General features: G+C 42.0%; 13 protein-coding genes, 1 other RNA gene and 5 pseudogenes. 5 read left to right on the forward strand and 14 right to left on the reverse strand.

Translation table 11 applies throughout. The annotated features are described in order from the left end of the window. Positions 1-325 precede the first annotated feature (325 nt). On the forward strand, positions 326-1,900 hold the full coding sequence (locus tag ACRWSG_RS00780; RefSeq protein ID WP_462165363.1) for a BCCT family transporter: 1,575 nt from the start codon (positions 326-328) through the stop codon (positions 1,898-1,900). 107 nt (positions 1,901-2,007) lie between these two features. On the opposite strand, the gene ACRWSG_RS00785 is transcribed toward ACRWSG_RS00780, so the two are convergent. The 5 genes and pseudogenes from ACRWSG_RS00785 to trhO form a co-directional block, all read right to left on the reverse strand. Continuing rightward, positions 2,008-2,715 carry a 3'-5' exonuclease gene (locus ACRWSG_RS00785; protein WP_462165364.1) on the reverse strand — a complete coding sequence of 236 codons (708 nt, stop codon included), beginning with the start codon at positions 2,713-2,715 and terminating at the stop codon, positions 2,008-2,010. After that, positions 2,715-4,613, reverse strand: coding sequence for a DUF294 nucleotidyltransferase-like domain-containing protein (locus ACRWSG_RS00790; protein WP_462165365.1), 1,899 nt, complete (start codon positions 4,611-4,613; stop codon positions 2,715-2,717). The genes ACRWSG_RS00785 and ACRWSG_RS00790 overlap by 1 nt, the downstream gene beginning before the upstream one ends. Before the next feature lie 84 nt (positions 4,614-4,697). Beyond that, positions 4,698-7,775, reverse strand: coding sequence for an efflux RND transporter permease subunit (locus ACRWSG_RS00795; RefSeq protein WP_300544866.1), 3,078 nt, complete (start codon positions 7,773-7,775; stop codon positions 4,698-4,700). A 2-nt stretch (positions 7,776-7,777) separates the two neighbouring features. Beyond that, positions 7,778-8,759 (reverse strand): annotated as a pseudogene (locus ACRWSG_RS00800) (efflux RND transporter periplasmic adaptor subunit). A gap of 323 nt (positions 8,760-9,082) precedes the next feature. Further along, a complete protein-coding gene (gene trhO, locus ACRWSG_RS00805; RefSeq protein ID WP_054551341.1) occupies positions 9,083-10,090 on the reverse strand; it encodes an oxygen-dependent tRNA uridine(34) hydroxylase TrhO in 1,008 nt (335 codons plus the stop codon). Between the two features lie 199 nt (positions 10,091-10,289). Here trhO and ACRWSG_RS00810 point away from each other — a divergent pair. From ACRWSG_RS00810 to ACRWSG_RS00825, 4 genes and pseudogenes are all read left to right on the forward strand, one after another. Then, positions 10,290-11,614: pseudogene (locus ACRWSG_RS00810) on the forward strand (DEAD/DEAH box helicase). 2 nt (positions 11,615-11,616) lie between these two features. After that, on the forward strand, positions 11,617-12,447 hold the full coding sequence (locus ACRWSG_RS00815) for a CvfB family protein (protein ID WP_462165366.1): 831 nt from the start codon (positions 11,617-11,619) through the stop codon (positions 12,445-12,447). A 529-nt stretch (positions 12,448-12,976) separates the two neighbouring features. Then, on the forward strand, positions 12,977-13,765 hold the full coding sequence (locus ACRWSG_RS00820) for a HEPN domain-containing protein (RefSeq protein WP_462165367.1): 789 nt from the start codon (positions 12,977-12,979) through the stop codon (positions 13,763-13,765). Between the two features lie 125 nt (positions 13,766-13,890). Then, positions 13,891-13,951, forward strand: an RNA gene (locus ACRWSG_RS00825) — hammerhead ribozyme type II. Positions 13,952-14,521: 570 nt separating this feature from the next. On the opposite strand, the gene pyrF is transcribed toward ACRWSG_RS00825, so the two are convergent. The 9 genes and pseudogenes from pyrF to gyrA form a co-directional block, all read right to left on the reverse strand. Continuing rightward, positions 14,522-15,226 carry an orotidine-5'-phosphate decarboxylase gene (gene pyrF, locus ACRWSG_RS00830; protein WP_062564454.1) on the reverse strand — a complete coding sequence of 235 codons (705 nt, stop codon included), beginning with the start codon at positions 15,224-15,226 and terminating at the stop codon, positions 14,522-14,524. 32 nt (positions 15,227-15,258) lie between these two features. Then, positions 15,259-16,394, reverse strand: a pseudogene (gene lapB, locus ACRWSG_RS00835) (lipopolysaccharide assembly protein LapB). Positions 16,395-16,396: 2 nt separating this feature from the next. Further along, a complete protein-coding gene (locus ACRWSG_RS00840; RefSeq protein WP_054551349.1) occupies positions 16,397-16,678 on the reverse strand; it encodes a lipopolysaccharide assembly protein LapA domain-containing protein in 282 nt (93 codons plus the stop codon). A 20-nt stretch (positions 16,679-16,698) separates the two neighbouring features. Beyond that, on the reverse strand, positions 16,699-16,986 hold the full coding sequence (ihfB, locus tag ACRWSG_RS00845; RefSeq protein ID WP_036968575.1) for an integration host factor subunit beta: 288 nt from the start codon (positions 16,984-16,986) through the stop codon (positions 16,699-16,701). Positions 16,987-17,051: 65 nt separating this feature from the next. Next, positions 17,052-18,720 (reverse strand): annotated as a pseudogene (rpsA, locus tag ACRWSG_RS00850) (30S ribosomal protein S1). 98 nt (positions 18,721-18,818) lie between these two features. Then, a pseudogene (cmk, locus tag ACRWSG_RS00855) lies at positions 18,819-19,525 on the reverse strand ((d)CMP kinase). A 104-nt stretch (positions 19,526-19,629) separates the two neighbouring features. Next, positions 19,630-20,910, reverse strand: coding sequence for a 3-phosphoshikimate 1-carboxyvinyltransferase (gene aroA, locus ACRWSG_RS00860; RefSeq protein ID WP_462165368.1), 1,281 nt, complete (start codon positions 20,908-20,910; stop codon positions 19,630-19,632). A gap of 2 nt (positions 20,911-20,912) precedes the next feature. Beyond that, positions 20,913-22,001, reverse strand: coding sequence for a 3-phosphoserine/phosphohydroxythreonine transaminase (gene serC, locus ACRWSG_RS00865; protein WP_054551353.1), 1,089 nt, complete (start codon positions 21,999-22,001; stop codon positions 20,913-20,915). A gap of 69 nt (positions 22,002-22,070) precedes the next feature. Beyond that, the gene (gyrA, locus tag ACRWSG_RS00870; protein ID WP_138600685.1) at positions 22,071-24,767 is read right to left on the reverse strand and encodes a DNA topoisomerase (ATP-hydrolyzing) subunit A; all 2,697 of its coding nucleotides are present in this window, start codon (positions 24,765-24,767) and stop codon (positions 22,071-22,073) included. Positions 24,768-24,863 lie beyond the last annotated feature (96 nt).

Here is a 24,863-nt window from a genome sequence, read left to right on the forward strand (position 1 = left end):
GTGCTGCAAGCCCTGTGTTTGCAGCACTTTCCTCTCAATTGAAATAATTTGCTTTGAAATAATACTGTCATCAAATTATTCCTTTCGCTGCCTAATTTGTTCACAATTCCAACAAAAAACCTAAAAAACAGCATTTATTCGGCTGTTTAGGGACAAAACCATTTACATTTTTTTTCGAGCTCCTACACTAAAGACTAAACTTTGGTACAAATTTAATTAGTCTACAAACTATTTTTGGGTTTGATACGTAAAAATAGTAATAGCCAAGCTTGTGCCAACCGGCCGTTTAGCTCTCTGCTAAATATAATCACAACAAGAGGTATTCATGAGCGAACATCATGACAAGTACAGTATCGACAATACCGACTACACTGTCGGACAGGACAATGTACAAAAATGGGGTTTTGATGTGCACAACCCTGTATTTGGCATTAGTGCTGGATTAATTGCACTATTCTTAGTGGCAACACTTATTTCAGATGCTGAAACAGCAAAAACAACTCTGAATGGAATTAAAAACGACATTATTAATAACTTTGATGGCTTTTTTATGTGGTCAGCAAACTTATTCGTATTGTTTTGCTTAGCGTTAATTGTTTCACCATACGGTAATATCCGCCTTGGTGGTAAAGAAGCACGTCCAACTCATTCACGTATTTCTTGGCTTGCAATGTTATTTGCTGCAGGTATGGGTATAGGCTTAATGTTTTGGGGCGTCGCAGAACCTGTCGCCTACTTTACAGGTTGGTACGAAACACCACTTGGTGTTGAAGCAAACACGCCGGAAGCCGCTAAACTGGCAATGGGTGCAACTATGTTCCACTGGGGTTTACACCCTTGGGCAATTTACGCAGTTGTTTCGCTTTCACTCGCATTCTTTTGTTATAACAAAGGTTTACCGTTATCTATTCGTTCAATTTTTTACCCAATTTTAGGTGACAAAGCGTGGGGCTGGCCTGGCCACCTTATTGATATTCTAGCTGTACTTGCCACTCTATTTGGCCTTGCAACATCTCTTGGTTTAGGCGCACAACAAGCCGCTGCTGGTATTAATCACGTATTTGGTACTGATAGCGGAATTGGCTTAGAAATAGGCGTTATTATTGGTGTGACGTTACTAGCTGTTATTTCTGTTGTTCGCGGTATCGACGGCGGTGTAAAACTGCTTAGTAACGTAAACATGCTTATCGCTTTTGTATTACTCGTATTTGTTGCACTTGTTGGGTTTTCTGCAGCATTTGGCAACCTTCCTAATACAGTAATGGGTTATGTTGAAAACATTATTCCACTGAGTAATCCTCATGGTCGTGAAGATGAAACATGGATGCATGGCTGGACTGTATTCTACTGGGCTTGGTGGATTTCATGGTCACCGTTCGTAGGTATGTTCATTGCACGCGTATCTGAAGGCCGCACAATTCGTGAGTTCTTAATTGCTGTATTACTAGTTCCTACTGTTGTGACTATCTTCTGGATGTCAATTTATGGTGGTATCGCTATTGAACAAGTGATTGATAAAGTGGGTGTACTAGGTGAAAAAGGCTTAACTGATGTACCACTAGCTATGTTCCAAATGTTTGAAGCCCTGCCAATGTCGCAAGTGCTTTCATTCATTGCAATTGTGCTAGTACTCGTGTTCTTTATTACGTCATCTGACTCAGGTTCATTAGTAATCGACTCAATCACCGCTGGTGGTAAAGTTGACGCGCCAGTGCCACAACGTATTTTCTGGGCTACAATCGAGGGTGCGATTGCAGCTGCACTTGTTTGGATTGGTGGCACACAAGCAATCGAGGTCTTACAAGCCGGCGCCGTATCTACGGGCTTGCCGTTTACCTTTGTATTGCTATTAATGTGTGTGAGTTTACTCCTAGGTTTACGAACAGAACCAAGACACTAAATACGCTTTGAAATAATAAAAAACGCCGCATTTTTTGCGGCGTTTTTTTATTGATAAGCTTTGCTCAAATAATTTAAATACCCGACATAACGTCGGTGCTAAGAGCGCTATATTAGTAATTCGCTGAGTGGCGTATCTGGGCGGTAGTGGTAAGCTATTTGCGCTTGTAGCAGCTCTGCGGTGGCTGTGGCATCATTAAGTGCATTGTGGTTTTGATACGCTGGTAACGAATAACGAATGCGAGAGTCAGCTAAGCGCACAGAATCCAGCTTAGAATTAAATAGTCGACCTAGTAACCCCTGCTTTGCTTTAAGTGCGCGCGTTTCCAGATCTAGCGTGTCTATAACGGCAAATTCAAGCCCTTCACCTAAACGGGCTTGCAACGCTTGATATAAAAAGTGCCGTTCAATGGGAGCAAAATGCACCACAATCACTTTGCCTTTTAATGCTGCTAACAAAGGCGCCATAATCGTTGAAAAGTCAGGTGCATCGCTCACTTCTGAGTGAGTTATACCATGAATAACAATCGACTCTTCAGCAAGCTTACGCCTTGGTTGAACAATCCAATGTTGGCTATCTTTACAAAAAATACGCTTACTATTGAATGGGATTAAACCAACACTGACGATATCGTCATTTTGATAATTTAGACCGGTTGTTTCAAAATCAAGTGCTACTAAGGGAATATCACTAATTGGGGTGTTTAAATCACAAATAGCTGATTCATAAAACGCTTTGATCAGTGGCTGTTTGCTCTGTGCTAATAACTCTTGATACCGAGTCGGCCAATCAAGTTTTGCGCCTTGTTTTGCCATTACTTCATCCCTGAGTTAGCAGAGTATCTGAATTTTAGGAAATTCTGTGCTTTATCTAAAATGGCAAACGCCTCTTTAAGATTGCGCTGCTCAAAAGGAGAAAGTAAATGAGGCTCAAGATCGTTATCTGGCGCTTCATCAAGCTTTTCTATTTGCCACGCTTGGTGTCTTATTCTGATCATGGCAATGTATTCAAGGGCGTCTCGTAAATCTTGTGCTTTGCCTTCAGGGAGTAGTTTAGCTTCGATAATATCTTCTAAACGCTCGAATGAATTTTGTTTACGACTGCCTATCGCTAATGCATGCACGCGTATTACGTCAGATAAAGGCGCAGTACCGCGGCGTTTTAAGTTCATAGAGCGCTTGTGTTGGCCATTATGCTCTAACACAAAGTCTTTAAAGAAACCTAAAGGCGGCGTTCTGTTACGCGCATTCGCAGCAAGGTTTGCCAAGAAACGTTTATTCTTGCGCCCTTCTGTTGCGATAAAGCGTTTGAGCTCCTCGGCCCATTTGTTTTTACCGTAAACACCATCTAAATCAAAAAAGATCGAGCTATGTAATAAAGCCTGCGGTTTAGGTTCGGCCATCCAACCTGCAAATTGTTCTTTCCACTGCTCGCGTGTTAAACGCCACTTTTTAAATGACGCCATGATTTCGCCTTCACAATATTTGTAGCCACACTCAGCTAAACCATCACAAACAAAATCAGCCAAATTCTGAAAATACTCGTCATGTAATTCCTCGTTAAAACTATTATCAAGGATAATGGCGTTATCTTGGTCGGTCACAATTAATTGCTCATCACGCGCCATTGAACCTAAAGCGATGAAGCAATAAGGAACCGGCGGTGGGCCAAACTTTTCTTCAGCTAAATCAAGTAAACGCTGTTTGAAGGTACGCCCTATTACAGCCATTGCGGTACCAATCATGTGAGAGTTAGCATCTTCGTTAACCATACGAACAAATACATTAGGTAATTGCCTTGCATAGTGAGCTAAATCTTCAACCGACTGCTGAGCTAATATGCCGCGCACTAACAATAAGCTACTTTGCGACTCGTAGCGTAAAATATCCGATAACGAAATAACGCCAATCGGCTTTTTCTTAACAACCACAGGCAAGTGGTGAATGTTATCTCTGAGCATGGCCAGTACAGCTTCAAACACATAGGCATTACTATCGAGTAGTATTAAGTCTTTTTGCATTATTTGAGCAGCTGGCGCTTCGTAACTTAACCCTTCAGCAATTACACTGGTGCGTAAGTCACGGTCGGTAATTATGCCAACAACTTGGTCGTCGTCATCATCAGGATCATCACTGATTGGTTTATCGGCATCAGTAACAAGCACAGACGATACCGACTCTTGCGTCATTAATTGCGCAACCATTTGCACTGAGGCATCTTTCGCCACAGTGACAACATCACGATGAAGAAGCGACTTAACCTTGGCGGTTGTTAAATCGTTGCTGTCTGCCTGTTCAACAATTGCTTGGTGAAGGCGCACATTACCATCGGCTTCAAAAAAGTCAGCAAATGTTTCGTATTCGTCGCAGTATTGATTAAACAACTCAACATTAATGCAATAAACTAAGGTGTCTTCGAGTGCCTTTGCCGGAAAGCGCACTTTGCGGTTCATCAGAAGGCCCATTTGCCCAAAAATGCCGCCGATAGTTAAACGGTTGTATAAATCACCATCACGACGATATATCTCTACAGCACCTGTTCGAATAACAAATAAATCAGCGATATCCTCGCCATAATTTAGTATTTCAGTGCCTGCACGAAAATAAGCGATTTCTACTTGTGATGCGAGTTTATTTACCGCCTCTTCAGGAAGATCATCAAAGGGAGCGTGATCAGAAAGAAATTGGGCGATATCGACGTGTTCGGCTTGCATACGCGTACCTAGTTTTAAACATTTGATTTAATTGTGAGGGTAATTGGCTATTTTTTCAAAGAAAAAATAGCCAATTAAGTTGGATTAAGCCTTTTCTAACTCTTCTGCCAGAAGTTTCGACTCATCACCTCTTGGTTTAGTAAAGCGAGCTAAACCAAGGTAAATAACAGGCGTTAAATAGAGGGTAAATAACACCGCCAGTGCTAAACCGCCAAATACTACCCAACCAATCGCGTTACGAGCTTCAGCCCCTGCGCCGGTAGATAAAATAAGAGGTAATGCACCCAATAAAGTTGAAACCAGTGTCATCGCTATTGGGCGAAGGCGCACTAGTGCGGCCTCTTCTACCGCCACTCTAACCGAGCGGCCTTGGTCACGTAATTGGTCGGCAAACTCCACCAGCAAGATGGCATTTTTAGCAATTAGACCAATCAGCATCACTAAACCAATTTGCGAGTAAATGTTTAATGATGTACCTGTTAGATACAGCGCTAAAATTGCAGATGTAATACCAAACGGTACAGTGATCATAACAACGATTGCACTATTCACACTTTCAAATTGCGCTGCCAATACCAGAAGAACAATTAAAAAGGCCAGAACATAGGTCACTAATACTTCATTGGCGGTTTCTTCAAAGGTTAATGCCTCACCTTTAAACGCCAAGCTGATACCCGCAGGCAAAGATTGCTCTGAAATATCACGGATTTTTGTTACCAGCTCAGCAATAGTTACGCCCTCTGGCATTTCCATACTCAGTTCAATAGCACGGCGTTGTGCATGGCGCTCAAGCTCAGCGGCAACACCTTCTTCAGTAATCGTTGCCACACTACTCAATGGCACTAATTGACCATTACGGCCACCAACATACAAGTTAGCTAAATCGCTCGGGTTTGTGATGGTTTGGTTTTGTGCTTGCAACATAATCGGGATTGATTGGTCACCAATGTTTAAATCGGCAATATCATCACCATTGATTGCAGCACGTAACGTTACTGATATATCACTGAGCGATACGCCTAGCTCTTCAGCACGACGTCTATCAATATTAACCCGTAATTGTGGCTGTGACGGCTGATATGAAATACGTACAGGGGCCACTTCTGGCACTGCTTTTTCAATTTCAGCAGAGAAATCTTGCGCGGCTTTAAATATCTCGAGGTAGTCTTGGCCCAATAAGGCAAGCTCAATACCACCGCCTTGACCACGCAAGTTTAAGCTATTTGAACCACCAGGGTAACCAGCCGCACCAGGAATATTCCCTAAAGGTTCACGTATTTTATTGATAATTTCTTGCTGACTAAAATGGCGTTCGTCCCAATGTTTTAGCGGCACAGTAATAAATACAATATTTGGATCCCATTGCCCAACCACAGTGTAAATAGACTCAATATCACCACTTTCAACATACGGCAGTAAGATATCTTCCATTTGCACCGCTTGCCTGTCCATAAAGTTCAAGCCAACACCATCAGGACCACGAGCAAAAATACGAATTTTACCGCGATCTTCTGTTGGTAATAGCTCGTTATCTAAATTGAAATACAGTGCACCAGAGCCTGCAGCGACCAACAAACACGCAAAAAAGGTAAGCCATGCATGCTCAAGTACACCGTGTATTGTGCGCTTATAAACAGCGGCTAACACATGGCCAACTTTTGCAAATGGATGAAAACCGCCCTGCTTTAATTTCAGTTTTGATGTCAGCGCAGGGACCAAAGACAGCGCTACGAAGCTTGAGATGATCACAGCGCCAGCTAATACACCACCAAACTCTCTAAATAGGCGTCCTGCTGTTGAAGGTAAAAAAGCAATAGGCACAAACACCGCAGCCAATACGGCGGTTGTTGCCACAACAGCAAAGAATACTTCACGGGTACCAACCACTGCAGCTGCACGGCGACCAAGACCTAAGCCCCGCTGACGTTGTATGTTCTCACTTACCACAATGGCATCATCTACAATTAGGCCAGTAGCTAACACGAGTGCAAGCAAGGTAAGAATATTAATCGAGAAACCAAGCGCCCAAATAAGTGCTAAAGAGCCAATTAATGCAACAGGTATCGCAAATGCAGGAACCAGCGTTGCGCGCCATGAGCCAATAAACACCCACAGTGTGATCACCACAAGTAGCACGGTTAGTAAAAGTGAGTTAATAACTTCATCAACTGAGCTTCTGATAAACTGCGCATCGTCAGAGGTTAAAGTAAATTCCATTTCAGGAAAACGCACTCGCATGCGTTCGATTAAAGTTAGCACTTCATCCGAAATTTCAATGGTATTAGATTGCGCCTGACGAATAATTTCCATGCCAATCACAGGTGTGCCATTCAGCCTTACGAATGAACGCGGATCAGCTGGTCCAAAGTAAACAGCCGCAACATCGCCAATACGGGTATCGTCACGAACGATGATATCGGATACTTGTTCAGCAGAGATTGACGTTGCATCAGCACGAACGATCACCTGTTGATCGCTTGATTTTAAACTACCCGCCGGCACATCAAAGGGAGCCTGGCGAAGTACGTTGGCAATATCTGGTACCGTAAGGTTAAAGCTACTTAGCTTAAGTGGGTCGATGCGCACTCTAAGAACCCGTTCACGGTCGCCATTTAAACGAACATCGGCAACCCCTGGAATGGTTAAAAACTGCGGGGCTAAGTCAACATCAACACGCTCTGTCAACGCCTCAAGGGATAAGCTATCACTTGATACCGTTAACGATACAACCGCTTCGGCATCATTATCGGCTTTAATAATTGATACCCGTTCAACTTCTTCGGGTAATTCTCGCTGCACACGGGCTACCGATTCGCGTGTTTCGTTTGCAGCATCATCTAGATTAACACCGGGGCGAAACTCAACCACGATACGAGCATTGTTTTCTTCACTTTGCGCACGAATCGACTTTACACCACTTACCCTCGCAACCGCCCCTTCGAGCTTACTAGTTACTTCGGTATCTACAGTCTCCGGTGAACCACCCGGAAAAGACGCTGATACAGTAATACGTGGTCTATCAACATCAGGAAGCTCACGTACTTCAACCCCTGCTATTGCAGCGATACCTGCAATAATAATGAGTAAGTTAAGTACCACAATTAAAACAGGGCGACGTATCGCCATTGATGGCAAGTCTTCCATCATAGGTTGCTGTTTCATCATTACTCCTTGGCTAGCTGCACTTCATTGATGAAATTAAGCTCTTGATTAGGTCTTAGGCGCTGAACACCTTCTGTCACCAATAAGTCACCTTCGTTTAAGCCACCAGAGACTAGTAAACGCCCTGCTAAGCGCTGTTCAATTTTTACATCAACGCGAGTTGCTTTTTTATCGACACTCTTCCATACGTAAGGTCGCTGCCCCCCACATCATGGCTGCTTCGGGTACGACCGTAAGCTCTTCACCTAGAATATTTATGTGTACACGAAAGCTCATACCGGGCATAAATTGCTGGGCATTATTATCAAGTTTGGCTTTTGTTCTAAGAGTGCGGGTTTGCGCATTGATACGCGAATCAAGCTCTGCCACCTTAGCCGTGTAAGCTTTATCGCCTAACCAAGGCACCACTTCGACCGAAGATTTTTGTTTAAGCACTGAGATAGCGGCCTCTGGGGCATTAAAATTGATATAAAGCTCTGAAATGTCATCGATAGTGGCAATGGCTGTTTGGGTTGTGATCCTATCGCCTACTTCGACGTCAGTTAAACCCATAACACCACTAAAAGGAGCTCGTACTTCACGGTCTTCACGCTCTGTTTTGGCTTGCATTAACTGGACTTTTGCAAGCTCATAAAGCGTTTTCGCATCATCTAAATCACTTTGCGGCACAGCACCACGGGCGTGGCTTTCTTCAAGCCTTTTCATGGTGCGCTCAGCATCTTTTAAAGTAATTTCGGCTTCGATCAACGCTGCTTTTTGTCTACGTGAATCAAGCTCTAATAATAAGTCACCTTTGGCAACGTTATCGCCTGGTTTAAAGTAAACAGCAGTGACTCTGTCCCCAACGGCTGGGTAAAGAGTGACTGAGTGAATTGCTTCAGCATTACCCACTGCTTTTATCTGTTGTTTAGACTTTTCAACAGATACTGATTCTACAACTACATTAGCCGCCTCAGCGACGGAAACACAACTAATACAGGCAATTAAAGTCCATGTATGTAATTTGCCAATTGTCAAAATTTCACCTAAATAAGAATCGTTTTAATTGTTACGAAGTGTAACAGCTTTGTGATCAATAAAAAGCTGACTTCGTTTAATAAACAATTAGCCAAGGTGAAATAAACCCATACATCGCCTTTGTTTTCCAATTAGAAACAACAATGTGATGAATCGACCTCTTTTAAGTGTGCTTCGCTTGCTATGGTTACCTCTACACAATCAGATTGATTAGTTATTTGTTCCTTTTGAATAGACATAAAAAAACCCCAGACAATGCTGGGGTTTCTATCAATTCATAAAGCTAACAATTACTGTTGACGCTGTGCTTCTTTTTGCGCTTTTTTAGCTTCTTTACGCTTACGTAGAACTTCTTGCGCTTCGTTACCGATGTGCCCTTCGCCACGCGCTTGTGCTAACTCGATTTGCTTTTGACGCTCAGCAAAACGTGCGCGTTGCTCTTCTGTGAGGCTGTCGTGACAGTGGTGACACGAAACACCTTCCATGTACTCAGGCTTTTGCTTTTCTTCTTCAGTGATAGGCATACGACATGCGTGACATTGGTCGTAAGAGCCTTTTTGTAAATCGTGATTTACCGCTACACGGTTATCAAAAACAAAACACTCGCCTTCCCACATGGTTTCTTCTTTTGGTACTTCTTCTAAGTACTTAAGAATACCGCCTTCAAGGTGGAATACTTCGTCAAAGCCTTGCTCTTTCATGTACGCAGTTGATTTTTCACAGCGGATACCACCGGTACAGAACATAGCAACTTTCTTGTGCTTTTCTGGGTCTAGGTTTTCTTTCGCCCATGCTGGGAATTCACGGAATGTTTTAGTGTTTGGGTCAACCGCATTTTGGAAAGTACCGATCTCAATTTCGTAATCGTTACGCGTATCGATAAGAATCACTTCAGGATCTGAAATTAATGCATTCCAATCAGCTGGTTTTACATATGTACCCACTACTTCACGTGGGTCGATACCTTCAACACCCATAGTTACGATTTCTTTTTTCAGTTTTACCTTAGTACGGTAGAACGGGCATTCGTCATCGTATGACTCTTTAGTCACAATGTTGTCTAGGTTTGGTTGTGCATCTAACCATGCAAGTAGGTTATCGATACCTTCACGTTTAGCAGAAACAGTACCGTTGATACCTTCAGCCGCAAGTAACAAAGTACCGCGTACTTCATTGTCTTCCATTACTTTTAGTAGTGGTTGGCGAATCGCTTCAAAATCAGGAAGGGCTACAAATTTGTAAAGTGCGCAAACAACAAAGTGCTCGCTAGTTACATTGTCTTTATGAACAGCAGTCATGGTTTTACCTTTTGCTTTAAATGCCCATGTGGGGCGTTAACCGAATCGCAAATCCGGCGCATTGAGGGCGCATATTTTACGCGAATTAGCGATAATTGCAAAAACTGATGCGAAATAGCTGTGTTTTTACTGTCTCCAAGTGAGGCAAGTACGTTATAATGAACAGGATTTACAAATTTTGCTCATCGGAGATTACGCATTGCACTTTACTGAACTTGGGATTGATACACGCCTCGAAAAACAACTTGCGCATCAAGGCATCACCCAGCCCACTGACATTCAAGCTCACGCGGTACCAACAGCTATCGCAGGCCATGATATTTTTGCACAGTCAAAAACAGGATCGGGCAAAACGCTGGCGTTTTTATTACCTGCTGTACAGCGCGTAATGAAACAAAAAGCACTCAGTAAACGCGACCCTCGCGTTTTGATCGTTGCGCCTACCCGCGAATTAGCAACCCAAGTATACAGCCAATTAAGGCTATTAATTGCCGGCACAAACATTAGTGCAGTAAAAATACTGGGTGGTGAAAACTTTAATGACCAAATTAAAGCACTGCGTAAAGACCCGCACTTTGTAGTGGGCACACCGGGGCGTTTAGCTGACCATTTGAGCCAACGCTCATTACAGCTTTCAGGCTTAGAACTGTTAATTTTTGATGAAGCTGACCGTATTTTAGATTTAGGCTTTACCGATCAAGTTAAAATAATTAACGAGCTTGCTGATCACCGTTTACGCCAAACGTTATTGTTTTCAGCAACTCTTGACCATGCACAAGTTGATGCCCTGTCACGTAACCTTTTACGTTCACCAAAACAAATATTGTTAAGTGCATCTAACGAGCAACATAGTGACATTACCCAACAGCTTTATTTAGCTGATCACCTAGATCACAAAGAAGCCCTACTTGAGCACTTTGTAAAACAAGACAATGTTGGCCAATGCATTATTTTCACCGCAACACGTGCCGACACTCAGCGTTTAAGTCAGCTATTAAATGATAAAGGCTTTAAAGCGCAAGCGCTTGCAGGTGACTTAACACAGGCTAAGCGTCTTGAAATTATGGACGCCTTCAGCCGTGAAAACTTTAAAATCTTAATTACCACCGATGTTGCATCACGTGGTCTTGATTTATTAAGCGTGACCCACGTAATTAACTTTGACCTCCCAAAGCATGCTGAAGAGTATGTACACCGTATTGGTCGTACTGGTCGCGCAGGCTTTAAAGGTACAGCTATTTCATTAGTTGGCCCAAAGATTGGCCTAGCTACAAAGCAATTAAAGCATTTTTAAATGATGAATTAAGCTTTTTCACAGTTGACGGCCTTGTTGGTAAATTTAAAGGTCTGCGTGAGAAAAAACCAAACACAGTTTGGAAAAAAGCAGAGAAAAAAGTGGCTGCTAAACCTGCAAAACCAAAACGCAAAGCAACCCCTAAAAAGCCTAAAGCCCCTATTCAAGCACCAATTGATGTAGATGGTTTTGCTCCAATGCGCCGTAAGAAAAAGCCAGAACAGGAATAACAATGAGTATTTTAGGAACCACACAAACCCTTTTCGTTAACGAAATGTCTAACGAAGGTGCTTATTTAGATGGCCGTGATTTGGGCGAAGTATTCTTACCAAGCAAAGAAATTGATTACGAACTAGAAGCTGGCGACAGCGTGCAAGTATTCATTTATCTAGATCACGCAGGTCACCCAACTGGCACTACAAAAAAACCTTTAGCTGAAGTGGGCGAATATGCCCTACTACGTGTTAAAGCAATCAATAGCACCGGTGCGTTTATGGATTGGGGCCTCGAAAAAGACGTACTTGCGCCATACAACGAACAAAAGCCAAAAATGAAAGACGGCTTTTCGTATCTTGTACGTTTATACCTAGATAACGCTAGCCAACGTATTTGTGCATCGAGCAACTTCAATAAGTTTTTATCGAAAGATGAACCAACTTACGCTGTAATGGAAGAAGTTGATCTAATCGTTGCCGGTAAAACAGACCTAGGCTACAAAGTACTTGTAAACGAAGCCCACATTGGTGTGGTTTATTACAACACGGTATTTAAAAAGCTATTTGTTGGCCAGCGTTTAAAAGGCTTTATTCAAAAAGTACGTGAAGACGGCAAAATCGACGTACTCCTTGAAAAGCCAGGCATGGGCAAAGTAAACGACTTAGGCGAAAAAATATTAGCTAAATTAAAAGCCGAAGGCGGCGTACTTCACTTAGGTGATAAGTCAGACCCTGAAGCAATTAAAAAGACTTTCTCGACCAGTAAAGCAAACTACAAAAAAGCCATTGGTGGTTTGTTTAAGCAAGGTTTAATCGAGATTGAAGCAACGTCGATTAGATTAAAATAAGTTGCGAGTTGCGAGTTGCGAGTTGCGAGTTGCGAGTTGCGAGTTGCGAGTTGCGAGTCAATAAGATATTGAAGCATCCAAAAAGAGTAAAGTGAACGCTTTACTCTTTTTTTCTTATTGGTTTTGTTAGCTTAAGCATTTTGATGCCATACATCTCAAACGCTATTTTGAGTATTTTCATTTAGAAGTGAAAGTCGTCACTATTCCATAACCATTCTTTCCAGATTAACTCATTTCTGCCCCAAGACGTGTTTGGCGAATTTCTCAAAAAAGCGGGCTTCGAACGTCCGCAATTGCTTTTCTATTTTGTCAAAATATATTGCTTGCATAATCAGAAAAACGACCCAATCGCTTGTTTTTATCCTGAGGTAAAAGCGAGAACTCCTAAATTTTAATAACACTGGTAATTAGTTAACAAGTTTGTTAGAAATAATCTAATAAGAAAAACGAGCTACGCTGTGGTAGAAAAACGCGCGATTAGCTCGCTATAAACATGTTAGCTTTGCAGAGATAAATACAAGGGAATCCTATGGGTTTTAGTACTAATGCCTACAATATATGGAGAGTTGAATCTCAAGCGATATTTGATTTCAGTGTTCTCGTAAGTTACTCAGTTCCATCTCTTAAAATGCAAATTTCACTGCTAGAGAAAGGAAAGATAAAATCTCTACCTAAATTTGATTATTATAGAAGTACGAAAGAAGGGTACTACTCAAGTGAAAATTTAAGGGAAGGTTTAAAAAGAAGAGCTTCAACTTACAAGCAACAAACCTCGTCATATATGCTTCTTTCGCTTTTTAGTCACTTTGAAGCTTTTGTGGTGGATGTAATCCGAGAGTTATTTGAATTCCATGGTGGAGTTGATAAATTCATTGAAAATTATGATAAAAGCGTAAAGAAAAGCTTTGAAGTTGGCAATCAAAACAGTAATTCCAAAAGAAAGCTAACTGGAAACAGAAAACCTCAAAGAAAGACTCAGTACCAAGAAATTTCAAGAAATCTTTCTAGTTCAGGGTATATGTTCCCCAATGAGTTGCTTTCTGGTTATGGGATTAAGATGTTGAATAAGAAGCTTGGCGACCTAAAGTCAAAAGAAATACCCGAGTTACTAATGGATTGTTTTCATATTGATTTCTCTGAGGATGAAGTACGTGAGTTTCATAATTTGCGAGACTTAAGAAATAGCATCGCACACGGCAGGCCACCCTCTCTGAATATTAAATCTGTCACAGAGAAGAACCAGGTTTTGATTGGTATGGCAAAAAAAATTGATTCCCACCTGTCTGCAAATTTTTTTATTTTTAATGAATTCAGGTAGAAAGCTAACAAATCAAATCACTCGGACGCAAAAAGACTGCGCCGGTGTTTGAGGCGTTATACTTCAATAAACTAAGCTGCTAACATAATGATTGATAAGCACTAATCATAGGTGTACTATCTCATAGTCGAAACACGTAAGTGTCTCTCGTGGGTGGCCTCCTGAGACTGATGATGACAGGCTTGGTATTTTTAACAATCAACCCGAGTAGCTTTTGGGTTACTTTTTTATTGGCAGAAATTATCAGTTTATTATCGACGTTGACTATGGAGGATATGCATATGGTTATTAAGGTTCTTAGAGAAGTTAAGTCATTTGTATTAGCACACAGCCAAGATTTCATCGAAGTTTTGGAGTGCCACCTTCCTTACAGGTTTAACCTGCTGATGAGCTAGTGAAATCCTAGCGAAAAGGAAGAGATTTGTAACCCCAATGCAATTGCTGTGTTGGGGTTTTCTGTATCTGAAATATAACAAAGCATTTAAGACGGATTCCCAACGCTCGGCATTTTTGGTTTGCTTCAGTTTCAGTGTTTACGGCACAATGCTTTTAGTTCAGCGGTCTGCGTTGCTCACCACTTAATGCGGCGTTACTGATTAAATACTCTAACGTGTTTTTGTCCATAAACGAGTTTGATTAACTAATTCTCAAATGCAGATAACCTAGGAAAATTGTCACAAACAAAAAGAGCATTGTATCTAGCGCGATATAAATCACGCTTACAATGCTCTTTAGAGACTATTTTAAATAACGAGGTTATTTTAGTGAGTCGTTAATTTCTTTTAGTGTTGCAACTGGGTCTGCCGATTGAGTGATTGGGCGACCTACAACTAAATAGTCGCTGCCATCTTCAACGGCTTGTTTGGGTGTCATGATGCGCTTTTGATCGCCTGCATCGCTGCCTGCTGGGCGAATACCAGGGGTAACCAGTTTAAAGTCTGCGCCGAGTTCTGCTTTTAGCTTTTTCGCTTCTTGTGCTGAGCACACTACCCCATCAAGGCCTGATTCTTTAGCAAGCTTTGCTAGGTAAATTACTTGCTCTTCTGGTGTTTTATCTACACCTAAACGAGTAAGCTCTGCGGCATCCATACTAGTAAGTACAGTTACTGCAATCAATAATGGTGCGTCATCACCAAACTGCTCTAAAGCTTGCTTTGCTTTAGTCATCATTTCAACGCCACCAGAGGCGTGTACGTTAACCATCCATACACCCATTTTTGCAGCTGCTGTTACAGCTTTAGCCACTGTGTTTGGAATATCGTGAAATTTTAGGTCTAAGAATACATCAAAACCTAAGTCGATTAGTTCCTTAACAAAGCTAGGACCGAAATACGTGAACATTTCTTTGCCTACTTTAAGGCGACACGTATCAGGCGATAATTGCTTTACAAACGCAAGAGCTGTTTGTTGATCATCATAATCAAGGGCAATTAATACTTTTTTTGAATCTTCGACAGACATAACTTTCCTAAAAACTAATGGACTAATATGAATTAAAAACCGTCTATGCCACGGCTTGGAACAATTGTTTCCCAGTGCTTACAAGATGGACATACCCAATAAATGGTATGACTGGTAAAGCCACAGTGTTGGCACTGAAAATCGGGTTTAGTTGCAATATAAGATGTTACTAGCTTATCGATTTGATCGAGTACATCTTTAATATCGTTGTTTTGTTTAGCAAGTAGCTGTAATAAAAAGCTAAAGCCACGAATAGTCGGATGACGCTTTAAACTATCCGTTAAAAATTTGATTGCTTGCTCTATATGACCTTGCTCAAGTAAAGCTTGGCAGTGTTTTATTTTTATTAATACGCCACCTTTATCGAGCAGTTCATTGAGTAATTCGTAAAACTGACGCGTTAAATTAAGCTTTTGATAGCTAAGCGCTAATTCTTCTATAAATACCGGCGCAAAAAACGTGAATTGGCTAATAAGCTCGCGCCAATAGTAAATTGCTTTTACATAATCTTCTTTGGTGAAAGCACTGTGACCAAGCTCATACAGTGGGCGAATGGCTTTGTGGTTTAAGCTAATAGCTTTACGCATAATTTGCGTATCGTTATCTTGTAAGGCTGCTTCACAGTAAAAATTGGCAATGGCTTTTACATGCTGAGGTTTAGTGAACAACTCACTGTGGATCCGTACATGTTAATGCCCTTTTCCCATTCACGTGTTTGTGAATAAAGATTAATAATTGGCTCTAACGCTTCTTTATAGCCAGCCTTAACAAGCCAAACTAAATGCTCTTCTGCACCATCTAACAAGCCTGCCATAATGTAATCTTCAGCAAGTTCTAAGCGGCTGGTTGCAGCTTGTTGCTCATCAAGACTTGGGTGTTTTAATAGCAGCTCATGAATTTTAATAGCGCGGTCAAGTTCGCCACGGCGGCGGAACATAGTTGCTAGCGTTGAATAGTGTTCAACAGAATCAGCAGCAACTTCGAGTAGATTAATAAGGTGTTCTAAGCCTTGGTCTTCTTCTCTGTCTAAGAGAAATTTAAGGCCTTTAGAATATTCAGAGGTAATTTGGCGATTAAGCTGATGAGCTTGGTTTTTAGCGCTGTTTTTACCCATTATCCAACCGTAACCGGCTGCAACGGGTAAAAGTAAAAACAGAAGCTCAATCATGATTAGGTGTCTTTATTAGCAACAAGCTTTTTATTGTTTTTTTCAGGCGCTAATTTCTTTTTTAAACGATAATTTTGCCACTTTAACTGAGAAAACAGAGTAAAGCTTATAAAACAACCAATTGCGACACCTAAAATAAAGCAGATACTTATTACAACAGCTAGGGGCAATGTATTACTCGCGATTAAATAATTGATTTGCACCAATTGTGGATTCTGTGAACCAAGTACAAACGCAATAAATAAACACAGCGCAATCAATACGATTTTTAATACCCTAAACAAGTAACTACTCCTGTATAAAACTAGGCAATACTCGCATTTACGCGGTCACGTAATTCTTTACCTGGTTTAAAATGTGGTACGTGCTTACCGTCTAACTCAACTGTTTCGCCAGTCTTTGGATTACGACCTGTGCGAGGAGAACGATAATGCAATGAGAAACTTCCAAAGCCACGGATCTCGATGCGATCTGAGCTAGATAATGAGCCGGCCATTTGTTCAAGAATTTCTTTAACGGCATTTTCAACATCTTTCACAGGGATGTGTGCGTGTTGCTCGGCAAGTTGTTCTATCAATTCTGACTTAGTCATAGCGTTTCCTTAAAGAGTGGTAAAGGAAGGGCAAAACTGCCCTTCCAATTTTAAAAGACTAGATATTAGTCTTTTTGAGCATTTTTGAATGCTGCAGCCATAGCGTTTTCGAACGCTGGCTCTTCTTTCTTAAGCTTCTCTAGTACTTCTTTCTCTTCTGCTTCGAAAAGGGCTTTAACAGATAAGCTTAAAGTGCGGTTCTTACGATCAACACCAACGTATTTCGCTTCGATTTCGTCGCCTGCAGAAACTACAGTAGTAGCATCTTCAACACGCTCTTGAGCGATATCAGCTACACGGATGTAACCTTCAACGCCTTCGATTAGCTCAACAGTTGCGCCTTTCGCATCAACTTCAGTCACTTTACCTTTAACAATAGCACCTTTTTTGTTTGCGTCCAGGTAGTTATTGAATGGGTCAGCTTCGATTTGTTTAACGCCTAGAGAGATACGCTCACGCTCTGGGTCAACTTGTAATACGATAGCAGTGATTTCGTCGCCTTTCTTGAATTCACGTACAGCTTCTTCGCCTGGCGTGTTCCAAGAAATGTCTGAAAGGTGAACAAGACCGTCAATACCGCCTTCAAGACCGATGAAGATACCGAAGTCAGTGATTGATTTGATCTTACCAGTAACTTGGTCGCCTTTGTTTTGTAGACGAGCAAATTCTTGCCATGGGTTAGCAATACATTGCTTAAGACCAAGAGAAATACGACGACGCTCTTCGTCGATTTCAAGAACCATAACTTCAACAGTGTCACCTAGTGAAACAACTTTTGAAGGGTGGATGTTCTTGTTAGTCCAATCCATTTCAGAAACGTGTACTAGACCTTCTACGCCTTCTTCGATTTCAACGAAACAACCGTAGTCAGTAAGGTTAGTTACACGACCAGAAAGCTTAGAACCTTCTGGGTAACGACCAGCGATAGCTGCCCATGGATCTTCGCCAAGCTGTTTAAAACGCTAGAGATACACGAGTCTTTTCTTTGTCGAATTTAAGAACTTTAACTGCGATTTCGTCGCCAACATTAACGATTTCTGAAGGGTGCTTAACACGCTTCCACGCCATGTCTGTGATGTGTAGTAGACCGTCAACACCACCAAGGTCAACGAACGCACCGTAGTCAGTAAGGTTCTTAACGATACCTTTAACTTCTTGACCTTCAACAAGGTTAGCAAGAAGCTCTTCACGCTCTTGTGAGTTCTCTGATTCGATAACTGCACGGCGAGAAACAACAACGTTGTTACGTTTTTGGTCAAGCTTGATTACTTTGAACTCAAGCTCTTTACCTTCAAGGTGAGTTGTGTCACGTACTGGACGAACATCAACAAGTGAACCAGGTAGGAAGGCACGGATTGAATCAACTTCAACAGTGAAACCGCCTTTAACTTTACCGTTGATAACACCAGTAACAGTCTCTTGCTCTTCACATGCTTTTTCTAAGCGGATCCACGCTTCGTGACGCTTCGCTTTCTCACGAGAAAGGATAGTTTCACCGAAACCGTCTTCGATTGCGTCTAAAGCAACATCTACTTCGTCGCCAACAGCAACTTCTAGTTCACCAGCAGCATTTTTGAATTGCTCAGCAGGGATTGCACTTTCAGATTTAAGACCAGCATCAACAAGTACGATGTTGTTCTCGATTGAGATAACAGTACCTTTAACGATAGAGCCTTGCTCTGCTTCAAAACCCTTAAGGCTTTCTTCAAATAACTGCGCAAAATTTTCTGACATTATACGTCTCTAAATAATTAAATAACCAATTAGCAACCATGCTGCATGGGGTTGTTAAAATAGCACTGGCTTCCTGCCGGCACCTTAATAAATTACTTTTAAGCTTTTGGAAGCTTTCCTGCAAGTACGGCTTCGTCGAGTAAAGTTACAACTTTATCAAACACTTGCATTGCATTAAGCTCGCTAGTATCGAGCTCAATGGCGTCTTCTGCAGGAACAAGCGGCGCAACTTCACGCGTCATATCACGGTGATCGCGAGCTTTTATGTCCTCAAGTAGACCACTTAGTGTAACATCAAGACCGCGTTCGTTCAACTCAGCAAAGCGACGACGAGCGCGCTCTTCAGCTGATGCGGTTAAATAAATCTTCAATGGTGCATCTGGGAACACAACTGTGCCCATGTCACGACCATCGGCAATTAAGCCGCTCTCAGTACGAAACGCACGTTGACGACGTAATAATGCTTCTCTCACCCGTGGTAATGCAGCAATTTTTGATGCCGCAGCACCCACTTCTTCGTTACGAATTGTGGTTGTGACGTCTTCGCCTTCCAAGACAATTTTAGAAGTATGCGTTTGGCTATCGACCAAAAACTGTACATCTAAGTTTGCAGCTAGCGGAACTAGCGCATCTTCATTATCTAGTTCAATTTGATGATGAAGCGCTGCAAGTGACAGCACACGGTAAATCGCTCCACTGTCTAATACATCCCAACCTAATTTCTCGGCTAACAAGCGACAAACAGTTCCTTTACCTGAACCACTTGGTCATCGATGGTGATTACGGGCATTGATAACGCCTGCATTTATAACCTCCTGCAATGCACACCAAAATAAAACCGCGATATTATACGCCAGTTCTTGAAATAGATCCGCATTTAGAATGTAACTTTTTATATTTTCTTCTGTTTTATTGACTTGAGACAGACTCTAGTACTTTGAAAAACGTTGGAAAAGTTTTGTATGTACACTTAGGATCGTTAATGGTTATCGGCTTTCCGCCAACAGCAACCATTGCAAAACACATGGCAATACGATGATCGTTATAGGTATCAATCGCTACATCGTTAAAAGTGTCTGGTGGTGTAATTTCGATGAAATCTTCACCTTCAACCACTTCTGCGCCAACTTTACGAAGCTCTGTCGCCATGGCATATAAGCGATCTGTTTCTTTGACACGCCAGTTATAGATATTACGAATTGCTGTTTTACCTTTTGCAAAAAGCGCAACAGTGGCGAGTGTCATTGCCGCATCAGGGATTGCATTGGCATCAATATCAACCGCGTTTAGCTCACCTTTACGAACCACCAGCTTTTCATCGTACCAATCGATTTTGGCGCCTACTTGTTCCATCACTTTGGCAAAACCAATATCACCTTGAACAGATGCCGCACCTACCCCGTTAATTTCAATTTCGCCACCTGCTATTGCAGCCGCCGCAACAAAATAAGAGGCACTTGATGCATCACCTTCAACCATAATGCGCTCAAGTGCTTGATACTGCTGACATCCATTAACGTAAAATGTTTCGTAATTGTCATGGCTTACAGTAACGCCAAAGCGCTTCATTACATCTAGGGTAATGTCAATGTAAGGCTTTGATACCAGAGTGCCTTTAATGGTGATTTCTGTATCGCCATTAAATAATGGTGCTGCCATTAGTAACGCTGTTAAGAACTGGCTAGAAATGCTGCCATCAATTTCAACTTTACCACCGTTGATTTTGCCGCCTTTAATGGCCAGTGGTGGATAATCTTTATGCTTAAGGTATTCAACATCACCACCCAGTGCTTGCAGTGCATCTACCAAATGGCCGATTGGGCGCTCTTCCATACGAGGCTCACCCACCAGCTGGTACTCGCCTTCTACAGCAGCTAAAACCGCTGTCAGTGGACGATAAGCAGTACCGGCATTACCTAAAAATAAAGGCTCACTCGGAGTTTTAAATTTACCTGCAACACCCTCTACGGTGGCCACTGTTTTATCTTCATTAAGCGATACATTTACACCTAAAAGATTTAATGCGCCTAACATGTGGCGAATGTCATCACTATCTAATAGGTTTTCAACAACCGTTGTGCCCTCTGCTAAAGCAGCTAGTAACAAAATACGGTTTGATAAGCTTTTTGAGCCTGGCAGTGTCACACTACCATTTACCTTTGTAATCGGTTCAAGACGAATCTGTTCCATAATTAGCTGTTCTCCTTGGCGAATTTTTCCATAAAATTAACCAAGGCTTGAACACCTTCAAGTGGCATCGCATTATAAATGCTTGCGCGCATACCACCGACAATACGGTGACCTTCAAGGGCTAATAAGCCTGCTTCTTTTGATTCACTAATGAATTTATCATTCAGTGATTCGTCGTTTAGCCAAAACGGTACGTTCATACGCGAACGGCAATGTTTAGCAACTTTGTTGCTGTAAAAATCTGAGCTATCAATGTAGTTGTAAAGAAGTTCTGCTTTTGCGATGTTTTGTTCTTCCATCGCTTTAACGCCGCCGTTTGCTTCAAGCCATTCAAATACTTCAGCTGCTAAGTACCACGCAAATGTCGGTGGCGTGTTATACATGCTGCCTTGTTTTGCTTCTAAGGCGTAATCAAGAATACCTGGCTTGGCAAGACCTTCACGCTCAAGAAGTGTTTTGCGAATAATAACAATCGATAAACCAGACGGGCCGATATTCTTTTGTGCGCCAGCGTAAATAAGATCAAACTGATTTACGTCAAACTCGCGCGATAAAATAGTCGAAGACATATCAGCGACAATGGGGGCTGATGGGTGTGATGGTACGTCAAAAATTTCTATGCCATCGACGGTTTCATTCGGACAATAGTGAATGTATGACGCATCAGCTGGTAATTCCCAGCTGCTTGCTGGTTTTATAGAGAACTGGCCATTTTGCTGCTCATCATCACGTACATTGATGCTTTCAACTGCAGTGAATTTTGCCGCTTCTGAAGTAGCCCCTTTAGACCACACACCGTTTTCACAGTACACAGCTGGCTTATCATCAAGGTGAAGGTTCAGTGGTACAGCACTGAATTGACCACGGCCACCGCCGTGCATAAATAACACTTCAAACTCATCGCTAATATTCATTAAACGACGCAGGCTTGCTTCACATTTAGTGGTAAGCGCTAAAAAGTCGCTGCTGCGATGGCTAATTTCCATCACAGAGACACCTAAACCTTGCCAATCTATAAATTCTTTTTGTGCTTTTTGCATAACTGCCGGCGGTAGCATTGCCGGTCCTGCACAAAAATTATACTTAGTCATTACTTTGCCTCATTCCAGTAATTATAGTGCGGATAAAAAAAGCGGCCGAAGCCGCTTTTTAAATCAATGTTATTCTGAAGGTGGGTTATCACCCGTTTCTTCAGTATTGGTATCGACTACTTCAACGGCCTCGCCTTCGATGGCTTCTAGCTCATCAACTTCGATTTCTTCGATACGTTGTAAACCAACTACTTGCTCTTCGTCAATAGTTCGTATCAAAATAACGCCTTGAGTATTACGACCAACCGTAGAAACCTCGTTTACACGGGTACGTACTAAGGTACCGCGATTCGAGATAATCATGATTTCGTCGTTATCGTCAACTTGTACTGCACCAACCACAGCGCCATTACGCTCGCTTACTTTGATTGATACAACACCTTGTGTTGCACGGCTCTTCGATGGGTAGTCTTCAAGTGCTGTACGCTTACCGTAACCGTTTTCTGTCACAGTTAGGATTGCACCATCTGACTTAGGTACGATTAACGACACAACGCGTTGGTCGTCAGCCATCTTAATACCACGAACACCTGTTGCTGTACGACCCATTGGACGTACACCTTTGAAGCGGATTTCTGGGTTACCATTTTCGTCTAGAACTGGGTTACCGTTTTCATCAACAACTGCTGACTCTTCTGCTTCTTTAAAGCGAACAACTTTACCAGCATCAGTGAATAGCATGATTTCATTCGTGCCATCAGTGATATCAACACCAATTAGGCTATCGCCTTCATTTAGGTTAACTGCGATGATACCGCTCGCACGTTGACGGCTGTATGCTGTAAGTGGTGTTTTCTTAACTGTACCAAATGCAGTTGCCATGAAGATGTATTTATCTTCTTCGTACTCACGTACTGGTAAGATAGCAGTAATACGCTCATCTGCTTCAAGTGGTAATAAGTTAACTATTGGCTTACCACGCGCAGCACGGCTTGCTAATGGTAACTGATATACTTTCAACCAGTATAAGCGACCCGCTGTTGAGAAGCACAGGATTGTATCGTGCGTGTTAGCAACTAATAGACGTTCGATGAAGTCTTCATCTTTCATCTTCGTTGCTGACTTACCTTTACCACCACGACGCTGTGCTTCGTAATCTGATAGTGGTTGATACTTAACGTAACCTTCGTGAGAAAGCGTTACAACAACGTCTTCTTCATTGATTAGGTCTTCAAGGCTAATATCGTGAGCAGCTGCACTGATTTCAGTACGACGTTCGTCACCATATTGCTCTTTAATTTCTACTAGCTCATCGCGGATAACTTCCATTAAACGCTCTGGGCTTGAAAGAATGTGTAAAAGCTCAGCAATTAGATCAAGAAGTGTTTGATACTCGTCTAAGATCTTCTCGTGCTCAAGACCCGTTAATTTGTGTAAACGTAAGTCTAGAATTGCTTGTGCTTGTTGCTCAGATAAATAGTACTGACCGTCACGGATACCTAAATCAGCCGCTAACCAATCAGGACGCGCTACGTTATCTTCACCTGCTTTTTCAAGCATTGCTTTAACAGTGCCTAATTCCCAAGAACGTGCTGTTAGTGCCGCTTTTGCTTCTGCTGGTGTTGGTGACTTACGAATAAGCTCGATAATTGGGTCGATATTCGCAAGTGCAATCGCTAAGCCTTCAAGCGTGTGAGCACGGTCACGGGCTTTACGTAAATCAAATACAGTACGACGTGTAACAACTTCACGACGGTGTACGATAAACGCTTCAAGCATTTCTTTTAAGTTGAAACACTTAGGTTGGTTGTTATCCAGTGCAACCATGTTCATACCAAACACAGTTTGTAACTGAGTTTGTGCATATAGGTTGTTTAAGATTACTTCACCAACATCACCACGTTTGATTTCGATAACGATACGCATACCGTCTTTATCTGATTCGTCACGTAGTGCGCTAATACCTTCAATCTTCTTATCTTTAACAAGCTCTGCGATCTTTTCGATAAGGCGTGCTTTGTTAACTTGATAAGGGATTTCGTGAACGATGATTGTTTCACGACCGGTTTTTTCGTCAACTTCGATTTCAGCGCGAGCACGGATATATACTTTACCACGACCGGTTAAGTACGCTTGCTCAATGCCTTTTTTACCATTGATAATCGCCGCAGTCGGAAAATCTGGACCTGGGATATATTCAATAAGGTCAGCAATTGACATATCAGGGTTTTGAATAAGCGCTAAACAACCATTGATAACTTCTGTTAAGTTATGAGGTGGAATGTTCGTCGCCATACCAACCGCGATACCCGAAGAACCATTTACTAATAAGTTAGGTACTTTTGTAGGTAATACGTCAGGAATTTGCTCAGTACCGTCGTAGTTCGGTACGTAATCAACCGTTTCTTTTTCTAAATCAGCTAATAATTCATGTGACATTTTCGCCATACGGACTTCCGTATAACGCATTGCTGCCGCAGAGTCACCGTCAACAGAACCAAAGTTACCTTGGCCGTCAACAAGCATGTAGCGTAATGAGAAAGGCTGCGCCATACGAACGATGGTGTCATATACCGCGCTGTCGCCATGTGGGTGGTACTTACCGATTACATCACCAACAACACGTGCTGATTTCTTGTAAGGTTTATTCCAATCATTATTGAGTTCGTTCATTGCAAATAGAACGCGGCGGTGAACTGGCTTTAAGCCGTCACGTACGTCTGGCAATGCACGTCCTACGATTACACTCATCGCGTAATCAAGGTAGGAGTTTTTTAATTCATCTTCAATATTGACTGGCAGAATTTCATTGGCGAGATCAGTCATTTGATTTCACATTCCTTCAGTATTGACTCATTAAGAGGCAAACCGCCGTCTTAAGAGCTTTAGTTATTATTTCCAGACCATGCTATCACAATTTAT

The sequence above is a fragment of the Pseudoalteromonas sp. GB43 genome (assembly GCF_054923805.1).